Source organism: Vitreimonas flagellata, assembly GCF_004634425.1.
Classification (GTDB): domain Bacteria; phylum Pseudomonadota; class Alphaproteobacteria; order Caulobacterales; family Aquidulcibacteraceae; genus Vitreimonas; species Vitreimonas flagellata.
In genome coordinates, this window is record NZ_SBJL01000005.1 from 92,606 (window position 1) to 108,577 (window position 15,972).

Sequence of the window (15,972 nt, forward strand, 5' to 3'; positions counted from 1 at the left end):
GCTCCGTACAGCGCTGTTAGGTCATTGTAAGTGACGTCCAGTCAGGCTGTGCGAGTCTAGACATGATCAGTTCGCTGCCTTTCGATGTGCTTCAGCGCATGCTGGAAGCGCTACCCGTCCGGATTTTCTGGAAGGATCGCGAGTCGCGTTATTTGGGCTGTAATCAGCTTTTCGCCGATGACGCCGGTATTCCCGATCCGCGCAGTTTTGTCGGCAAGACGGATTTCTATCTCTTCCCGTTCGATCAAGCCGAAATCTATCGCTACAACGATGCTGAAGTGATGCTCACCGGCGTCTCGAAGACGATCGAAGAGCAACTTACCATGCCAGACGGGCAGGTGCGTTGGGTGCGCACGCACAAGCTGCCGCTGCGCGACGCGAATGGCGCCGTGATTGGTCTTGTCGGCATGTATCAGCACATCACCGAGCAGAAGCGTCTGCATGAGCGCCTGCGCATGGAAGCGCTCGCGGCGGCGGTGTCGGGCTAACGGCATAGGCCGTGAAGCAGAGCTGCAAACTGCAGTTGCATTAGCGCCATTTAAGCCATGTCGGGCGCACGCTCTCGCGCATGATCAACGCTCTCCCCCCCGAAGTGCTTGTCCAAATCCTGGATGCGCTGCCGATCCGGATATTCTGGAAGGATCGCGAGTCGCGGTTCCTGGGCTGCAACCAATTGTTCGCCGATGATGCGGGCATCGCCGATCCGGCTGAGTTCATCGGTAAGTCGGATTATTATTTCTTCGAGCCGCAACAGGCCGCAGCTTTCCGCGACGACGATGCGGACGTGATCTTCACCGGCCAACCCAAGCTCCGCATCATCGAGCGCTTGACGCACGTCAATTCGGCGGTGCGTTGGCTTGAGACGAACAAATTTCCGCTGCGCGACGCTGAGGGGCATATCTGGGGCGTCGTCGGCATGTATCAGGACGTCACCGAGCAGAAGCGCGCCGAGGAAATGCGCGCCGCCTGAGCGACGGAATGTGCCGGGCGCAGCGTTAGAGGCGCATGGATCGCAGACATTTCCTGATTGGCGCCGGCGCGCTGTGCGTGGCCCCGGCCGCGCTAGCGCAGACCACATTCAATTTTGGCGCGGCGGCGGCGTATTCAGCCGAGCGGCGCGGCGTTTCGCTGCTGGTGATGCAGGGCGGGCGCATCGTCTTTGAAGATTATCCCAGTGGCGGCGGGGCGGCGCGCGGCTGGGAGCTCGCGAGCGGGACGAAGAGTTTCACTGGCGTGATGGCGGCGGCCGCCGTGCAGGACCGGTTGCTGGACTGGGATGAGTTCGCGGCGGACACTTTGCGCGAATGGCGCGGCGATGAACGGCGTGCGATCACGATCCGGCATTTGCTTTCGCTCACCAGCGGCATCGAAGGCGGACCGATCGCGCGACCGCCGACTTTTGCCGACGCCATCGCGCAGCGTGCTGTGGCGGCGCCGGGTGAGCGCTTCGCCTATGGGCCGACGCCGTTTCAAATCTTCGGCGAGATCATGCGGCGCAAGACCAATGGCGATCCGCTCGCCTATCTGCAGCGCCGCGTGTTCGATCCGCTTGGGATCAATCCGACGCATTGGCGGCGCGGCGCGGATGGCATGCCGCATCTGCCGTCGGGCGCAGGGCTCACCGCGCGCGATTGGGCGCGGTTTGGCCGGTTCGTGTTGCGCGACGGCGAGGGGCGTGTGGATGCGCACGCTTTAGCGCAATGCTTCATCGGCTCGCGCGCCAATCCGGGCTATGGCCTTTCGTGGTGGCTGCTGCGCGAGGGGCTTGTGCCGCCGGGGCGTCGTGCGGGCGGCATCAGCATTGAGACGGCGATGGCGGAGAGCGTAGGCGGCATCGTCATGGCGGCAGGCGCGGGCGATCAGCGGCTTTATTTGTTGCCAGGGCTCGATCTCGTCATCGCGCGTCAGGCGACAGGCATTCTCCAAGCGCTGCGCCAGCGCAGGCGGGAGCGGAATGGCTGGTCCGACGCGGATTTCTTGCGAACGCTGCTCGCGCGCTGACTTAAGCGGGCGGATTAACCGCGAAACCGCACCACGAGGCATCGCTTTATCAGGCGAGATCGCCTAGAGCCTCGCGATGCCTACTATCCAGAACGTCGCACCCGCGCTCGCGCGGGCCATAGCCAAGCGTGGCTATGAAACCCTCACGCCAGTGCAGGACGCCGTCCTCGCTCCACATCTGCAGGCCGCGGACCTCATCGTCTCGGCGCAAACCGGCTCGGGCAAGACGGTGGCGTTCGGGTTGAACCTCGCGGCGGACTTGCTGCAAGGACAGGATAAGTTTGGACCGGCCGGTTCGCCGCTGGCGTTGATCATCGCGCCGACGCGCGAATTGGCGATGCAGGTGCGGCGTGAGCTCGAATGGCTTTACGCTGAAGCGGGCGGGCGCATCGCGTCGTGCGTGGGCGGTATGGATACGCGCGAGGAGCGCCGCGCGCTGAACCAAGGCGCGCATATTGTCGTCGGCACGCCGGGTCGTTTGGTCGATCACATTCGGCGCGGCTCGCTGGAGATGTTTGGCCTCCGCGCCATCGTGCTCGACGAAGCGGACGAGATGCTCAATCTCGGCTTCCGCGAAGAATTGGAATTCATTTTGGACGCGGCGCCAGAGCAGCGCCGGACGTTGATGTTCTCGGCGACGATGCCGCGTCCGATCGAAAATCTCGCGCAGAAATACATGCACGCGGCTGAGCGCGTGAACACGGTCGGCGAAAAGAAGCAGCACGTCGATATCGAATATCGCGCGCTGATGACCGCGAGCCACGAGAGCGAAAACGCGATCTTTAACGTGCTCCGCTATTACGACGCTACGAACGCGATCGTGTTCTGCAGCACCCGCGCGGCGGTGACGCGGTTGGAGAGCCGCTTCGCAAATCGCGGTTTCTCGATGGTGGCGCTCTCGGGCGAACTCAGCCAATCGGCGCGGACGCATGCTTTGCAAGCGATGCGCGATCACCGTGCGCAGGTGTGTATCGCCACGGATGTGGCCGCGCGTGGCATCGACCTGCCGGATCTGGAATTGGTGATCCACGCGGATTTGCCGAAGAATACGGAAGCTTTGCTGCATCGAAGCGGGCGTACCGGGCGCGCGGGCCGCAAAGGCACGAGCGTGCTGATCGTGCCGTATTCAGCGCGCCGCCGCACCGAGCGCTTGCTGCGCGAAGCGCAGATTAATGCGAAATGGGGTGAACCGCCGTCGGCTGACGACATCAAAAAGCGCGATGATGAGCGTTTGCTAGGCGATGAGCTGCTGCAAGAGGCGGTGCAGGGCGCGGAGGCCAGCATAGTGCGCGAATTGGTGGCGCGTCATGCGCCGGAGCAGATCGCGGCGGCCTTCGTGCGGCTCTATCGAAAAGGCCAAGCAGCACCCGAAGATTTGGCGCCGGCGCCGCCGTGGAATGAGGGGGCGGAGCGCGGTGAGCGCCGTCCGGCGCGCAGAGAAGCGAACAGCAATTTTGTCAGCGGCTCTTGGATTTCGCTTTCGGTGGGGCGCGCGCATCGCGCCGAGCCGCGTTGGCTGATCCCGATGCTGTGCAAAGCCGGCGGCATCAATAAGCGCGAACTCGGCACGATCCGCATCCAGCAGAACGAGACGTTCGTTGAGATCAGCGGCGCGAGCATCGATGGCTTCTTCGAGCGCATCGGGCGTGCCGGAAACATCGAGAAGGGCATTAGTGCGCGTCGCGTCGATGCGCCGCCGCAGATCGAGACGCCGTACACAGAGCGGCCCAAGCGCGCGGAGCGGTCCGAACGGGTGGAACGCCCACAACGCGCTGAGCGCAGTGAGCGGCCCCAACGATCGGATCGGCCAAAGCACGCCGAGCAGCAACGGCGAGAGCCTAAGCCGCACCGCAAAGGCGGTGACGAGCGCCGGCCAAACTCAAACAAGCCGGCGTCCAAGGGTAAGCACCGGAAGAAGTGATCTTCAGATCGAGCGCCGGCCGGCCGCCAACAACGCAAGCAGCACGGCTTCGATCACCATCGGCTGCATCATCTCGGGCGTGTAGCCGTCGACGATCACGGTGATGATGCGGCCGGTGAGGGCGATGGCGATCATCAGCAGCGGCGCGGTGAGCAGGCGCGCGTTGGCGCGCACAGCGGCCAGTAGCGTCAGCCCGCCCGCGACGCCGAAGAACGCCGCCATGTCCGCGCGTAGCGACGATGTGCCCAGCGCGCCCGCAGCTTCGATGCCGAGACGTGCGGCCGGGGTTGCGGGATTGGCCCAGAACGCCAAGCCCATGACGACGAAGACCAAGCCAGCAAGGCCGAGCACAATGCGAAGCACGAGTTTCATGATTCCCCCATCGCGCCCTTTGCGAGCGCTTGCGGTCAGCGTGTCATGCGCGCCGCGTGGCCGCTAGTTCTGACGTTACGCCAAGCGAATTTCGCGCAAGCGTTCCATGAGGAAGCCTTGGGCGGTGATGGGCGTGGGGTAACGGTTCGGATTGTCGGGCGTGATGCAGCTCGGGAGCGTCTCGATCAGATAGTCCGGTGCGAAGTGCAGGAAGAACGGGATCGAATAGCGCGGCAGATGCGAACGCTCCGCGCTTGGATTGCGGACGCGGTGCGACGTCGATGGCAGCACGTGATTGGTGAGGCGCTGCAGCATGTCGCCGATGTTGACCACGATCGCGCCTTCGGGCGGCGCGACGTCGAGCCATTGGCCTTCGCGCGTCAGCAATTGCAGGCCAGCTTCCTCGGCGCCGAGCAGCAGCGTGATGACGTTGATGTCTTCGTGCGCTTCGGCCCGAATGCCTTCGGGGTTTGGCGGCGTCGGCGGGTAGTGCAACAGGCGCAGAATTGAATTGCCGTCCTTCACCGGGCCTTCGAAGAAATTCTCCGGCAGCTTGAGGAAGGTTGCGATGGAGCCGAGCAATTCGAGGCCGAGTTTGTCGAGCGCTGCGTAGAGCGTGTAGACGTCACGCTCGAAGCTTTCGATTTCCGCGGGCCAGAGATTGTCCGGCATCTCGGCGCGATAGCGATGGCCAGCGGGCAGTTCGCGACCGACGTGCCAGAATTCTTTGAGATCGACTTTGTCGGCGCCCTTGGCGGCTTCAGTGCCGAACGGCACGTAACCGCGTTGGCCGCCGCCGCCTTTGACCTGGTAGCGGCGCTTCACATCCTCGGGCAGCGCGAAGAAGGCTTTGGTGGCCGCGAGCGCGCGCTCGATCATGGCGGGATCGAGCCCATGATCACGCACCACGGCGAAGCCGAATTGCGCGTAGCTCTCGCCCATGGCCTTGGCGAACGCCTCCGGGTTGGCGCGGCGGTCGTGCATATTGAGGGTGGGGAGCGCGTCGAGGGCCATGCGCATGTGTTTGCCTCCGAAAGCCGGCGCTCTCAAGCGCGGCTTGGCGGCGCTAGCAGAGGTCGTGGGCCCTGGTTTTGCGCCGGCGCAATGGCGCCGGGCGGCCGCAATCGGTTAATCGCGCGTTTACGATTCGGGGCCGAGCGTCCGGGCTTCTCAAGGAGAGGCCCTATGTTTCTGTTCGGCGCACATTCCTGGCGTGGCAAAAGCGGCCAACGCTATCGCTTCAAGTGCGTGCTGACCAAGACGGGCCTGCCGCCGGAGGGCGTTGGCGGGATTTATGTTTTTGTCCGCCGCCGCTGGGTGTTTTTCTTGGAGGCGTTGTACGTGGGCAAAGCGGCTGACCTGCGCTCGCGCCTGCTTGGCCACGAAAAATGGGGCCGGGCCTATTGGTATTACGGCGCCACCGAACGCTACGTGCTCGGCCCGATCCGTGATGAAGTGGATCGCCGCCGAGTCGAAGAGGACCTGATCAAGTCCTTGAAACCGCGCATGAATGACGTGGAGATTCCGCAAGCCGAGGTCGCCAAGCCGAAGCGGCGGGCGGCCGCAGTGCGTGCCGACGCCATGGGCGCCTTGTTGAAGCGCCGCGCCGCCTGAGCGCGGGCGCTTGACCCCGCCGCGTCGGCAGGCGAGAGGCGGGGCCGATGACCGAGCGTCGAGAAGATCAGATTGAGCCCGAGGCGCCGCCGCAGGGTTTGGCCGCCAAGTTCTCTGATTTTGTGAACAACATGGACGCGCGCGCTTGGCGGGCGGTGGCGATGTCAATCGGCATGGTGGTCGTGGTGGCGATCATGCTGATCGTGGGCCGGCTCTATTACGGGGCCGAGATCGAGGCGTTTATCGACGGAACGCTGGGCGAAGCGCGGCGCACGCATTGGGGTTTGCCGGTTACGATCCTCGTGTTTGTGCTGACCGCTTATGTCGGTGCGCCGCAGATTGTGTTGATCGGCGCCTGCGTCGTTGCGTTCGGGCCGGAAGAGGGGTTCTGGTGGTCTTGGATCGCGACGATCATCTCGGGCGCCACAACCTATTACACGGGGCGTTTTGCGAGCCGCGCCACGCAGAAGCGCTTCGGCGGCGCGACCGGGGGACGCTTCACGCGCTTTATGGGCAAGAACGGGTTTCTCGCCAGCCTGATCGTGCGCTTTGTGCCCACCGCGCCGTTCGTGGTGGTGAACATGGCCTTTGGCGCAGCGCGCGTGGGCTTCTGGGCGTTCATTGGCGGCCTGGCGCTGGGTGTGTTGCCGAAGACAGCGATCGTCGCGTTCGCAGGCGACGGCATCATGGATGCGCTCGAAGGCGAATGGGGTTCGGCCGCGATCGCGGGCGCGGTGGCGATTGCGCTTTGGATCGTTGTGGCGGTTGTTGTGCGCAAATGGCTGCGGCCGCAGAACGGCGACTAGACGCCTGTCTGCCTTCTGTGCGCGCTCGACCTCGTCCGGAAACGCTCTAGATTGCGCGGCATGAAAAAGCTTCTCGCCGCACTCGCCTTTACGCTCGCCGCTTGCGCACAGCCCGCCCCGCCGGCCGATGTGGTGTATGGTCCTGATCCGCAATTGCCGGCGCCGGCGGGCGGGGGCTTGCCGACGATCAACGTGCCGCGCGCCGTGGGCTGGCCGGATGGCGCTTCGCCCACTGCGCCGGATGGGTTCGTCGTTACGCGTTACGCCGAAGACCTTGCGCATCCGCGCTGGATTTACACGCTGCCGAATGGCGATGTGCTGGTGGCGGAGAGCTCTTCGACGCCGTCACGTGGCGGCGGGATTGAAGGCTGGATCGCGAACATGATGATGCGGCGTGGCGGCGCGCCGGATGTCAGCGCCGATCGCATTACGCTGCTGCGCGACAGCGACAAGGATGGCGATGTCGATGAGCGCCACGTGTTCGCGGAGAATTTGAACCAGCCGTTCGGCATGGTTCTGGTCGGCGGCTATTTCTATGTCGGTAACACCGATGCCGTGGTGCGCTTTCCATACGCCGAGGGCGCAACGCGCGTCGAAGGCGCCGGCGAGGTGGTGCTTGAGTTGCCCTACAATGAAGGCGCCAACGGCCATTGGACGCGCAATCTGATCGCGCGCGAAGACGGCTCGAAGATTTATGTCTCAGTGGGATCGGTCAGCAATATCGCCGATCAAGGCATGGAGATCGAAGAGGGCCGCGCTGCGATTTGGGAGATGAATCCGGATGGGTCGGATGCGCGCATCTTTGCGTCAGGTTTGCGCAATCCGGTCGGCATGGGCTGGAGCGGCGGCGATGCGAACGCGCTTTGGGTCGCGGTGAATGAACGCGACATGCTCGGCGACAATCTCGTGCCGGATTACATGACGAGCGTGCAGGACGGCGCGTTTTATGGTTGGCCCTATTATTATTGGGGCGCGAACCGCGACGAGCGCGTCGAGATTCCACCGAACGTGCGCCTGCGCGAGCCGATCGCGCCGGATTATGCGCTGGGCGCACATACGGCGTCGCTTGGTCTGTTCTTCTATCATTTCGACGGCTTCCCGGAGCGCTATTGGAATGGCGCGTTTATCGGTCAGCACGGTTCGTGGAATCGGAGCGAGCCGGTGGGCTATCGCGTCGCGTTCGTGCCGTTCGCGAACGGGCGCCCGAACGGCGACGCGGAAGATTTCTTGACGGGCTTCCTTAATGCACGCGGCCAAGCGCAGGGCCGGCCAGTCGGCGTCGCGATGGATCAAACCGGCGCGCTATTGGTGGCCGACGACGCCGGCAACATCATCTGGCGCGTCGCGTATCCGGAAGCGGCCGCGCCGACACAATAAGAGTGGCGCGGGGCCTAATTCCGCGCTTGGCAGCGCCAGATGAGGCGTTGGCTGGGTTCGCCTTGGGCGAATTGCATCAGCGTTTCGTTGCGTGTGGCGACAGCTTGGGGATCGCCTTGGCAGCCGCGGCCGACGACCGAGCTTGAGACCGCTTCGTTGGCGGCGGCGAAGGCGGCGTCATCGAGCGGGTAACGCTCGCGATGGAATTCGCCGTTGCTTGGATTGATCGTCAGCACATCCAACGCGCGCGCTTCGCCGAGCACGATAGCGCGGCGATAGCGGGCGCCGTTATCGAGCGGGGCGTAGAGCGTGCGTTCGTTGACGCAGAGATTGCCGCTAGCGGTGAAGCTCATGTCCGACACGCCCTGCGCGCCGGTGCTGGCGGCGCGATCGAGCGTGCAGACGATGGAGCCTGTGAATTCAGGTGCGATCGCCACTTGCGCGCTTTGGCCTTCGCCGCCCATGCGCAGAAGCGCGATGCCGACCGCGACGATCAAGATCACCGCGACAGCCGCCGCGCCCATGATGGCCAGCACGCCGTGACGTTTGCGGTGCGGGGCTTCGAAGGGCTCGGGCTCATGGTGGATTTGGGGCTGATCCGGGTGAGCTGCGGCCGCATGACCGTTGCGGCGGCGGGTGGAGAGCACGAACGCGCCCAGCACGCAGACGGCCACGAACAGCGCCAGCGTGCCGCCGATCAGGATAACGACGGCGATGCGCGTCAGCCGGTCGGCGGTTTCGAGCTTGGAGGCGAGCTCTTCGTTCTGGGTTTGCAACGCCTGGATCGTCTGCGCGCGCTCGGCCTCGATCCGCTCGGTAAAGGAGAGGCAGCGTTCATCGCTCAAAGTCGGCGTGACGCCGGCTTCGTCCAGGAATTGGAGCAATTGGTTGGCGCGGGTGGAGACGCCGCGGGTCTCGCGCGTGTCCTGTCCTGAGACGTGCCAGGAATTGACGCCGATGACGCGACCGCAATCGTCCAAAAGCGGGCCGCCGGAGGAGCCGGAGGAAATGACGGCCTGGTGGTTGATGGTCGGGATTTCGTCGCCAGTGGGCGCGCGGTCGCGGAGCGAGGCGATTTGACCGGAGGTGCGCGAGGGCGGCGAGGGGCGCAGCAGGTCCGAGCCGGTCGTGCCCTGGTAATCCACATCCGGGTAGCCGAGGGCGACGACGCCATCGCCAGGATGCGGTTCAACTGTGGATATCGTCAGCGCGGGCAAATCCGGGCCGCCGCGGAATTCGAGCAGCGCCAATTCAGAAAGCGGTGAGTACCGGATAATCGTCGCGGGAATGAGCCCGTCGCCCTCTGGCGGCACGATGGCGACGCCATATTCGGCGCGTTGACGCGCCGGAGCGACCACGTGCGCATTGGTGACAACCAGATTTGGCCCGACCACGAAGCCCGATCCGGAGCCGTAAAGCATCCGGCCTTCGCTGGTTTGCAGGATGACGACGACGCGCACGATGCCGCGTTCGGCTTCATCAACGCTGGTTTGCGCCGCCGCCGGTACCGCAAAGGCCACGAACAAAGCCGCGGCCAGCAATCTTAACGTCTTGATGATCAAGCAAATCCCCGCCGGGCCTCGACATCCCTTAGCCAAATAATCTGGCGCCGTAACGGTCGCCGCAAGCGCGCGCGCCAGTCCGGCGGGCAGGTGTGTCTTTGCCGCAATCAACATGGCGAAGAGATGACGCGCGGCGCGCCCCTTGCATCGGACTTAAACATCGCGGCAAGTGCAATCCGTCGGCGACGGGGGCGGTTCGGCGGCAGGACGCAGGAGCATGCGAATGTTCCACGCGCATTGCGCCCCATCGCCCTCACTGCAGCCACACGGTTGCCGCCGTCTCAAGATTGTTAAGCTTGCCGCATTAAGTCCTGTTCAGGGCCGATTCGGCGGGTACTCAGCGGCGAGGGTTTCATAGGCATGCTCGGCAATATGTTCGGTCTTGTTGCGCCAGATTTGGCGATCGATCTCGGGACCGCGAACACGCTGATCCACGTGAAGGGCCGCGGCATCGTTTTGGACGAGCCGTCGGTGGTGGCGTACGTCAACGAAGGCGGCCGTAAGGTCGTTTACGCGGTTGGCTCCGAAGCCAAAACCATGCTCGGCAAAACCCACCGGAACATGGAAGTCATTCGTCCGCTGCGCGACGGCGTTATCGCCGATTTCGACGTGGCCGAAGAAATGATCAAGCAATTCATCCGCAAGGTGCTGCCGCGTCCGGCGCTGATCTCGCCCCAGATCGTGATCTGCGTGCCGACGGGCGCGACGCCGGTTGAGCGCCGCACCATTCTGGAAAGCGCGCAGGCCTCAGGCGCGCGCCGCGTGAAGCTGATTGAAGAGCCTGTGGCGGCCGCGTTGGGCGCAGGCCTGCAGATCGACGATCCGTCGGGCTGCATGGTCGTCGATATCGGCGGCGGCACGACAGAAATCGCCGTGCTTTCGTTGGGCGGCCTCGTCTGGTCGCGCTCGCTGCGCGAAGCGGGCGACAAGATGGATGAAGCGATCATCCAATATCTGCGTCGCCAGGAAAATCTGATGATCGGCGACTCGACCGCCGAGCGCATCAAGAAGGAAATCGGTACCGCCAAGGCGCCGGATCACGGCCAAGGCATGTCGATGCCGATCAAGGGGCGCGACAACCTCTCGGGCGTGCCGAAGGAAATCACGGTCACTGAAGCGATGGTGGCCGATGCGCTTGCGGAACCCGTGACACGGATCGTCGATGCGGTGCGCCAAGCGTTCGAGCAAATGCCGCCGGAATTGGCTGCGGACATCTACGATCACGGCCTGATGCTGACCGGCGGCGGCGCGTTGCTCCGCAATCTCGACACGGTTTTGCAGGAACGTATCTCGATCCGCGTTTCGGTTGCGGACGATCCGCTGCGCTGTGTGGTCAAAGGCTGCGGAATCGCGCTGGAAACCATAAACTCGTCTGAAGCGCGCCGACTCCTCACCGAAGAAGTCTAAGCTCGCGCGCTGAAGCAAAGGGCGTCCATTCGTGGCTAGACGCAGAAGCAGTGTGCGACGTGCGGGCGGCGGGCGGCGCATCCCCGCGGGCGTCTTGTTGGCGATTGCGCTCGGCGTGGGCGCGGTGATCCTGGTCGCCGTGCAGCGCGGCATTACGCCTGGCGAGGGCGGCGCGCAGCAAGTCGTGGACGATGGCGCAGCCGCCGCTGGTCGTGTGGCGACGGGCCCTGCGCGTGCGGGCGAGACTTTCTTCGATCGCGTCGGCGGCATGTGGAGCGCCAACGACCGCGTTGAAGAACTCGAACGCGAAAACCGTGAGCTGCTGGCCTGGCGCGAATTGGCGGAGCGATTGGCCGAACGCAATGCGCGCTACGAAGCCTTGCTGCGCATGCCCGAAGATTCCTTCGGCCAGGGCGCGGACATCGAAAATTCGATCGCCGCGCAATTGGTGCTCGATAGCGGTGGGCCGTTTACCCGGACACTTGTCGCGAACGCCGGCTCTGACCACGGCGTGCGTTCGGGCTACATCGCGCTGAACGAGAATGGCTTGATCGGCCGTGTGGTCTCGGTCGGCCAGCGCTCGTCGCGCGTGCTGATGCTTGATGATTACAATTCGCGCATTCCGGTGATGGGTGAAGCGTCGCGGGTGCGGGCCGTGCTCGCAGGCCAAGCGACGCGACCGCCGGAATTGGTGCTCTATCCCTACCAGCTGCAGGCGCCGCGACTTGAATTCATCGTCGGCGCGCAAAGTCTCCGCGAAGGTGAGCGGATTATCACGTCTGGCGATGGCGGTTTGTATCCACGCGGGATTTCCGTTGGCGTGGCGCGCCAGCAGGGGGATGGCTCGTGGCGTGTTGCGCTCGCCGCTGCACAACAGCCGATCGATTTCGTGCGTCTGATCCCGTTCGTTGGCGTGGCCGCACCTGAAGAGACACCCGCGCCCGGCGATGAAGGCCCGCCGCTCAATGCGACGTCATCTGTCGCCGTGATCGGCCGCGAGACGATGGCGCCCGCGCCTGCTGCGCCCAGCACGTTGCCTCAACCCGCCGCGCCGCGTCCGGTAGCCACGCAAACACCGCCGGCGCAACGCCCTGCAACGCCCGCGCCGCAACGCACCGAACCCGCGCCAGCGCCTTCGCCTGCGCAGCCGGCGCCTGAACAGCCGCCGCAACAAACGGGGCCGACGGAGTGAGCCTCTTCCGCGCGCCCAGCCGAGGCGTGTTGCGCGCTTGGGGCTTCGTCCTCGCGGTGGCGAGCGTGATCCTGCCGGCGTTGCCGCTCGGGCCACTCTTTGCGCAGCCACCGTTTCCGCTCGCCGTGTTGTGGGCGGCTTATGGTTGGGCTGCGGAAGACGAGAGCGGGTGGCGTGCGCCGCTGACGCTGACCGTGCTCGGCCTCGTGCACGATCAACTCGCGGGTGGCCCGTATGGCTTGTTCGTCGCGATTTATCTCTCGGCCTATCTGATTGGCCGCATCGCGTCGGCGGCGATGTCGGCGCCGAATTTGGTGTCGCTGTGGGGCGGCTTTATCGCCACGGCGCTTTTCACAATTGGTGTGGCTTGGCTGGTTGCGCCGCTCGCGCTGGGGCGTAACGTGTCGGTGGCGATGTACGCCGAAACCGCCGTGATTACGGCAATCCTGTTTCCGTTGGTGCGCCCGCTCTACATGAGTGCGACGGGCGCGCCGCGTATGCAGCCGGGAGGCCGTCGATGAGTAAGCGCGGCAAGACTGTCGGCTCGACGTTGCCGAAGCGCGACGTGAACGTGATTTTCTCGCGCCGCGCGGCGTTACTCTCGTTCGTGGGCGCGGGCGTGCTCGGCGCGATCCTTTTCCGCATGGCGCAGCTGCAGGCGACGAACCTGATCAGCCGGGAATATTCCGCCGCCGCTGATGAAAATCGCTTCGACACGCGCATTATCGCGCCGCCGCGAGGCGTGATCTACGATCGCTTCGGCGTCGTGTTGGCGCAGACCAGCAAGGATTACCAAGTCGCGATCCTACGCTCCGAGGTGGAAGATCTCGAAGACGTGGTTGGCCGTGTTGGCCAGATCCTCGGCCAAAGCGCCGAATGGGCGCGACGCGCGGTGATCAAGGTGCGTGGCGGCCAGCGTTATGAGCCGGTGCCGATCCTCGAAGGGCTCAATTGGGAACAGTTCAACGCGATCAATGTTCGCCTGCCGGAATTGCGCGGCGTGATCGCGAACTCTGTTGATGTGCGCGCCTATCCGTACGACATCGTTTATGGCCACCCGATCGGTTACGTGCAGAAGCCGACGCAGCGGGACATTGATCGTGTCTTGGAAGACGGCTCGCCCGAAGGCGAGCGCCGCGCCACCTATCTGCGCAATCCGCACGTGCGCGTCGGCAAAGCTGGGCTCGAGGCGACGATGGAGCAGACGCTTCACGGCGAAGCGGGCTGGCGCAAGGTGATCGTCAACGCGCGCGGCGTTGAGATGGGCGAGGACGTCGAGGAGCGCAAGGAACCGGTGCGCGGCTCTGGCGTGGTGCTCACGATCGATCACGAGCTGCAGCGCACGGCGATGCAGAATTTCGGCGAACATTCCGGCGCCGCGATCGTGATGGATATTTATACCGGCGATCTGTTGGTGATGGCGTCCGCGCCTGGCTTCGATCCGAACCTATTCGTGAACGGCATCGGCCAAGCCGATTTCGACGGCTACAATCTCAATGAGAAGAAGCCACTCTTTGATAAGGTTGTGACCGGGGTTTATCCGCCGGGCTCGACCTTCAAGATGATCGTCGGCATTGCAGCCAAGCAAGCAGGCATCTCAGACGATTGGTCGGTAAGCTGTTCGGGCGCCTATCCCTATGGCGGTCGCACCTTCCATTGCTGGGCGCGCGGCGGGCATGGACGCGTGAATCTGCACAACGCGATCAAGTGGTCGTGCGACGTATACTTCTATCAGGCCGCTTTGCAGGCAGGGCCAGAGCGCATCGCCGCCGTTTCGCGCCAGTTCGGCTTGGGCCAACACTTTGATGTGAGCGTGCCGAATGTTCGTAGCGGCCTCATCCCGGATCCGACGTGGTGGCGCGAAAACCGCAACGAAGGCTGGACCGGCGGTCTGACGCTCAATTACGGCATTGGCCAAGGCGCGATGGGCGTGACGCCGTTGCAGCTCGCGGTGATGGCGGCGCGCTTGGGCAATAACGGATTGGCCGTTGAGCCGCGCCTGGTGCGCGAAGCGCCAGGCGTGCGCGAGCCGCCGCAACCGCCGCATATGAGCGGCGTTGAGGCGGAATACCTCGCGCGGGTGCGCGACGGCATGTACGGCGTTTGTAACGAGCCGGGCGGCACGGCCTTGCGCGCCGGCAATCTTGAATTGGTGCGCCATCCGGAAACGGGCGCGGCGGTGATGAAGACGCCGGAGAACAGCGCATGGCAGCCGGTGCAGATTGCAGGCAAGACTGGCACCGCGCAGGTGCGCGCGCTCGGCAACAATCGCGGACGCCATTATTCGACGATCGAATGGAGGTATCGCGATCACGCGCTCTTCTGTTGCTTTGGGCCTTGGCATGAGCCGCGTTACGCGTGCGCGGTCGTGGTCGAGCACGGCGGGGCAGGCTCGGCCGTGGCCGGCCCGATCGCGAAGGAGGTGATGAGGGCGACGCTGCTGCGCGATCCTTCGCGCAGGCCCTCGGCGCGCTTGGCGCAGCTCGAAGAAAACCTGTCGAGGAACGCATGACGACCGCGAATGTGTTGTCCGGCGGCGGGCCGAACACGATCTTCGATCGTTTCGCCAAGCTGAATTGGGGGATCATCACGATCCTTTGCGCGCTCGCCTTCATCGGCGTGTTGATGCACTTCTCAGTGTCGTCTGGCGCATGGACGGATATGCCGCTGTCGCACGGTATTCGCTTCGCCGTGATGATGACAGCGGTGATTGTCGCCGCCGCCATTCTCGACACGCGGTTCTTTCTGGCGATTGCCTATCCGCTTTATGCTGGCGCGTTGCTGTTGCTGATCGGCGTGGAATTGTTCGGCGCCACGCGCATGGGTGCGCAGCGTTGGCTCGATATCGGGCCGCTATCACTGCAGCCGTCGGAGCTGATGAAGATCGGCATCGTGCTGGCTTTGGCGCGCTATTATCACCAGCTCGATGCGCGCCGCACGGGCACCGTGCTTTGGGTGATCCCGCCATTCTTGATGATCGCCGCGCCCGTCGCGCTCGTGATGCACCAGCCGGATTTGGGCACGGCGCTGATGATCCTGTTCGCTGGCGTGTGCATCATGTTCCTCGGCGGCTTGCTTTGGCGGATTATTGCGGCCGGCGCCATCGTGGCGGTGGGCGGCGCTATTTTCGCCTACACCTCGATCTTGCACGAGTATCAGCGCGAGCGCGTGAACGTGTTCTTGGGTATCACGGACGACCCGCTCGGCGCCGGCTATCACGTACTGCAATCGAAAATCGCGATTGGCTCAGCTGGCCTGTTCGGACGCGGTTATCTGCAAGGCACGCAGAGCCAATTGGACTTCCTGCCGGAAAAGCACACCGACTTCATCTTCACGATGATCGTGGAAGAGTTTGGCTTAGTGGGTGGCATGCTGGTGCTCGGGCTTTTTGCTGCGTTGCTGGGGCTCACGATGCAAGTCGCCATGCGAGCGCGCTCGCTGTTCGGGAAGCTGGCCGCCGGCGGCGTGGCGGCGACATTGGCGTGCTACGTCTTTATCAACACGGCGATGGTGATCGGCTTGGTGCCGGTCGTGGGCATTCCGCTGCCGCTGCTCTCGTTCGGCGGCACGGCGATGATGACGCTGCTGGCGGGCTTCGCGATTGTGCTCAGCGTCGACCTCCACCGCGATCAGCACGGCGCGCGTGGCTGGCTCTGGTGATCTGAGGCAGTGGGCATTGGGCGGTAGGCAATAGGACGCTTTCGACCCATCGCCCATTGC

At 64.2% G+C, this 15,972-nt stretch carries 15 protein-coding genes; 12 read left to right on the plus strand and 3 right to left on the minus strand.

Annotated features, from left to right (window positions below; translation table 11 throughout):
• Positions 1 to 62: 62 nt before the first annotated feature.
• From EPJ54_RS18425 to EPJ54_RS18440, 4 genes are all read left to right on the plus strand, one after another.
• Complete coding sequence (locus EPJ54_RS18425) at positions 63 to 488, plus strand: PAS domain-containing protein (RefSeq protein WP_135213241.1); 426 nt, start codon at positions 63 to 65, stop codon at positions 486 to 488.
• An 80-nt stretch (positions 489 to 568) separates the two neighbouring features.
• A complete protein-coding gene (locus tag EPJ54_RS18430; RefSeq protein ID WP_135213242.1) occupies positions 569 to 970 on the plus strand; it encodes a PAS domain-containing protein in 402 nt (133 codons plus the stop codon).
• A gap of 35 nt (positions 971 to 1,005) precedes the next feature.
• Entirely contained in the window at positions 1,006 to 2,001 is a 996-nt protein-coding gene (locus EPJ54_RS18435) for a serine hydrolase domain-containing protein (protein ID WP_135213243.1), read from the plus strand.
• A 76-nt stretch (positions 2,002 to 2,077) separates the two neighbouring features.
• Positions 2,078 to 3,922: a DEAD/DEAH box helicase gene (locus EPJ54_RS18440; protein WP_135213244.1), complete on the plus strand. Its 1,845-nt coding sequence runs from the start codon at positions 2,078 to 2,080 to the stop codon at positions 3,920 to 3,922.
• A gap of 3 nt (positions 3,923 to 3,925) precedes the next feature.
• On the opposite strand, the gene EPJ54_RS18445 is transcribed toward EPJ54_RS18440, so the two are convergent.
• Positions 3,926 to 4,294, minus strand: a complete 369-nt coding sequence (locus tag EPJ54_RS18445; RefSeq protein ID WP_135213245.1) for a DUF4345 family protein — start codon at positions 4,292 to 4,294, stop codon at positions 3,926 to 3,928.
• A gap of 75 nt (positions 4,295 to 4,369) precedes the next feature.
• Positions 4,370 to 5,308 carry an isopenicillin N synthase family dioxygenase gene (locus EPJ54_RS18450; protein ID WP_420823050.1) on the minus strand — a complete coding sequence of 313 codons (939 nt, stop codon included), beginning with the start codon at positions 5,306 to 5,308 and terminating at the stop codon, positions 4,370 to 4,372.
• A 171-nt stretch (positions 5,309 to 5,479) separates the two neighbouring features.
• On the opposite strand from EPJ54_RS18450, the gene EPJ54_RS18455 reads away from it, so the two are divergent.
• From EPJ54_RS18455 to EPJ54_RS18465, 3 genes are read left to right on the plus strand one after another with little or no spacing between them, the layout of a single operon-like run.
• A complete protein-coding gene (locus tag EPJ54_RS18455; protein WP_135213247.1) occupies positions 5,480 to 5,908 on the plus strand; it encodes a GIY-YIG nuclease family protein in 429 nt (142 codons plus the stop codon).
• Between the two features lie 47 nt (positions 5,909 to 5,955).
• On the plus strand, positions 5,956 to 6,714 hold the full coding sequence (locus EPJ54_RS18460; RefSeq protein WP_135213248.1) for a TVP38/TMEM64 family protein: 759 nt from the start codon (positions 5,956 to 5,958) through the stop codon (positions 6,712 to 6,714).
• A gap of 60 nt (positions 6,715 to 6,774) precedes the next feature.
• Positions 6,775 to 8,091 (plus strand): PQQ-dependent sugar dehydrogenase, encoded by a 1,317-nt coding sequence (locus EPJ54_RS18465; RefSeq protein ID WP_135213249.1) that lies wholly within the window; start codon positions 6,775 to 6,777, stop codon positions 8,089 to 8,091.
• Between the two features lie 14 nt (positions 8,092 to 8,105).
• Here the strand turns inward: EPJ54_RS18465 and EPJ54_RS18470 are convergent, their stop codons facing one another.
• The gene (locus tag EPJ54_RS18470; RefSeq protein ID WP_167755836.1) at positions 8,106 to 9,653 is read right to left on the minus strand and encodes a S1 family peptidase; all 1,548 of its coding nucleotides are present in this window, start codon (positions 9,651 to 9,653) and stop codon (positions 8,106 to 8,108) included.
• Positions 9,654 to 10,013: 360 nt separating this feature from the next.
• Between EPJ54_RS18470 and EPJ54_RS18475 the strand changes: the two genes are divergently transcribed.
• The 5 genes from EPJ54_RS18475 to rodA are packed head-to-tail and all read left to right on the plus strand — an operon-like array spanning position 10,014 to position 15,912.
• Complete coding sequence (locus EPJ54_RS18475) at positions 10,014 to 11,060, plus strand: rod shape-determining protein (protein WP_135213251.1); 1,047 nt, start codon at positions 10,014 to 10,016, stop codon at positions 11,058 to 11,060.
• Between the two features lie 31 nt (positions 11,061 to 11,091).
• Complete coding sequence (locus EPJ54_RS18480) at positions 11,092 to 12,252, plus strand: rod shape-determining protein MreC (RefSeq protein ID WP_135213252.1); 1,161 nt, start codon at positions 11,092 to 11,094, stop codon at positions 12,250 to 12,252.
• Complete coding sequence (locus EPJ54_RS18485) at positions 12,249 to 12,773, plus strand: hypothetical protein (RefSeq protein WP_135213253.1); 525 nt, start codon at positions 12,249 to 12,251, stop codon at positions 12,771 to 12,773. The genes EPJ54_RS18480 and EPJ54_RS18485 overlap by 4 nt, the downstream gene beginning before the upstream one ends.
• Positions 12,770 to 14,764: a penicillin-binding protein 2 gene (gene mrdA, locus EPJ54_RS18490; RefSeq protein ID WP_135213254.1), complete on the plus strand. Its 1,995-nt coding sequence runs from the start codon at positions 12,770 to 12,772 to the stop codon at positions 14,762 to 14,764. The genes EPJ54_RS18485 and mrdA overlap by 4 nt, the downstream gene beginning before the upstream one ends.
• Positions 14,761 to 15,912: a rod shape-determining protein RodA gene (rodA, locus tag EPJ54_RS18495; protein ID WP_135213255.1), complete on the plus strand. Its 1,152-nt coding sequence runs from the start codon at positions 14,761 to 14,763 to the stop codon at positions 15,910 to 15,912. Before mrdA ends, rodA begins: the two co-directional genes overlap by 4 nt.
• Positions 15,913 to 15,972: the final 60 nt, after the last annotated feature.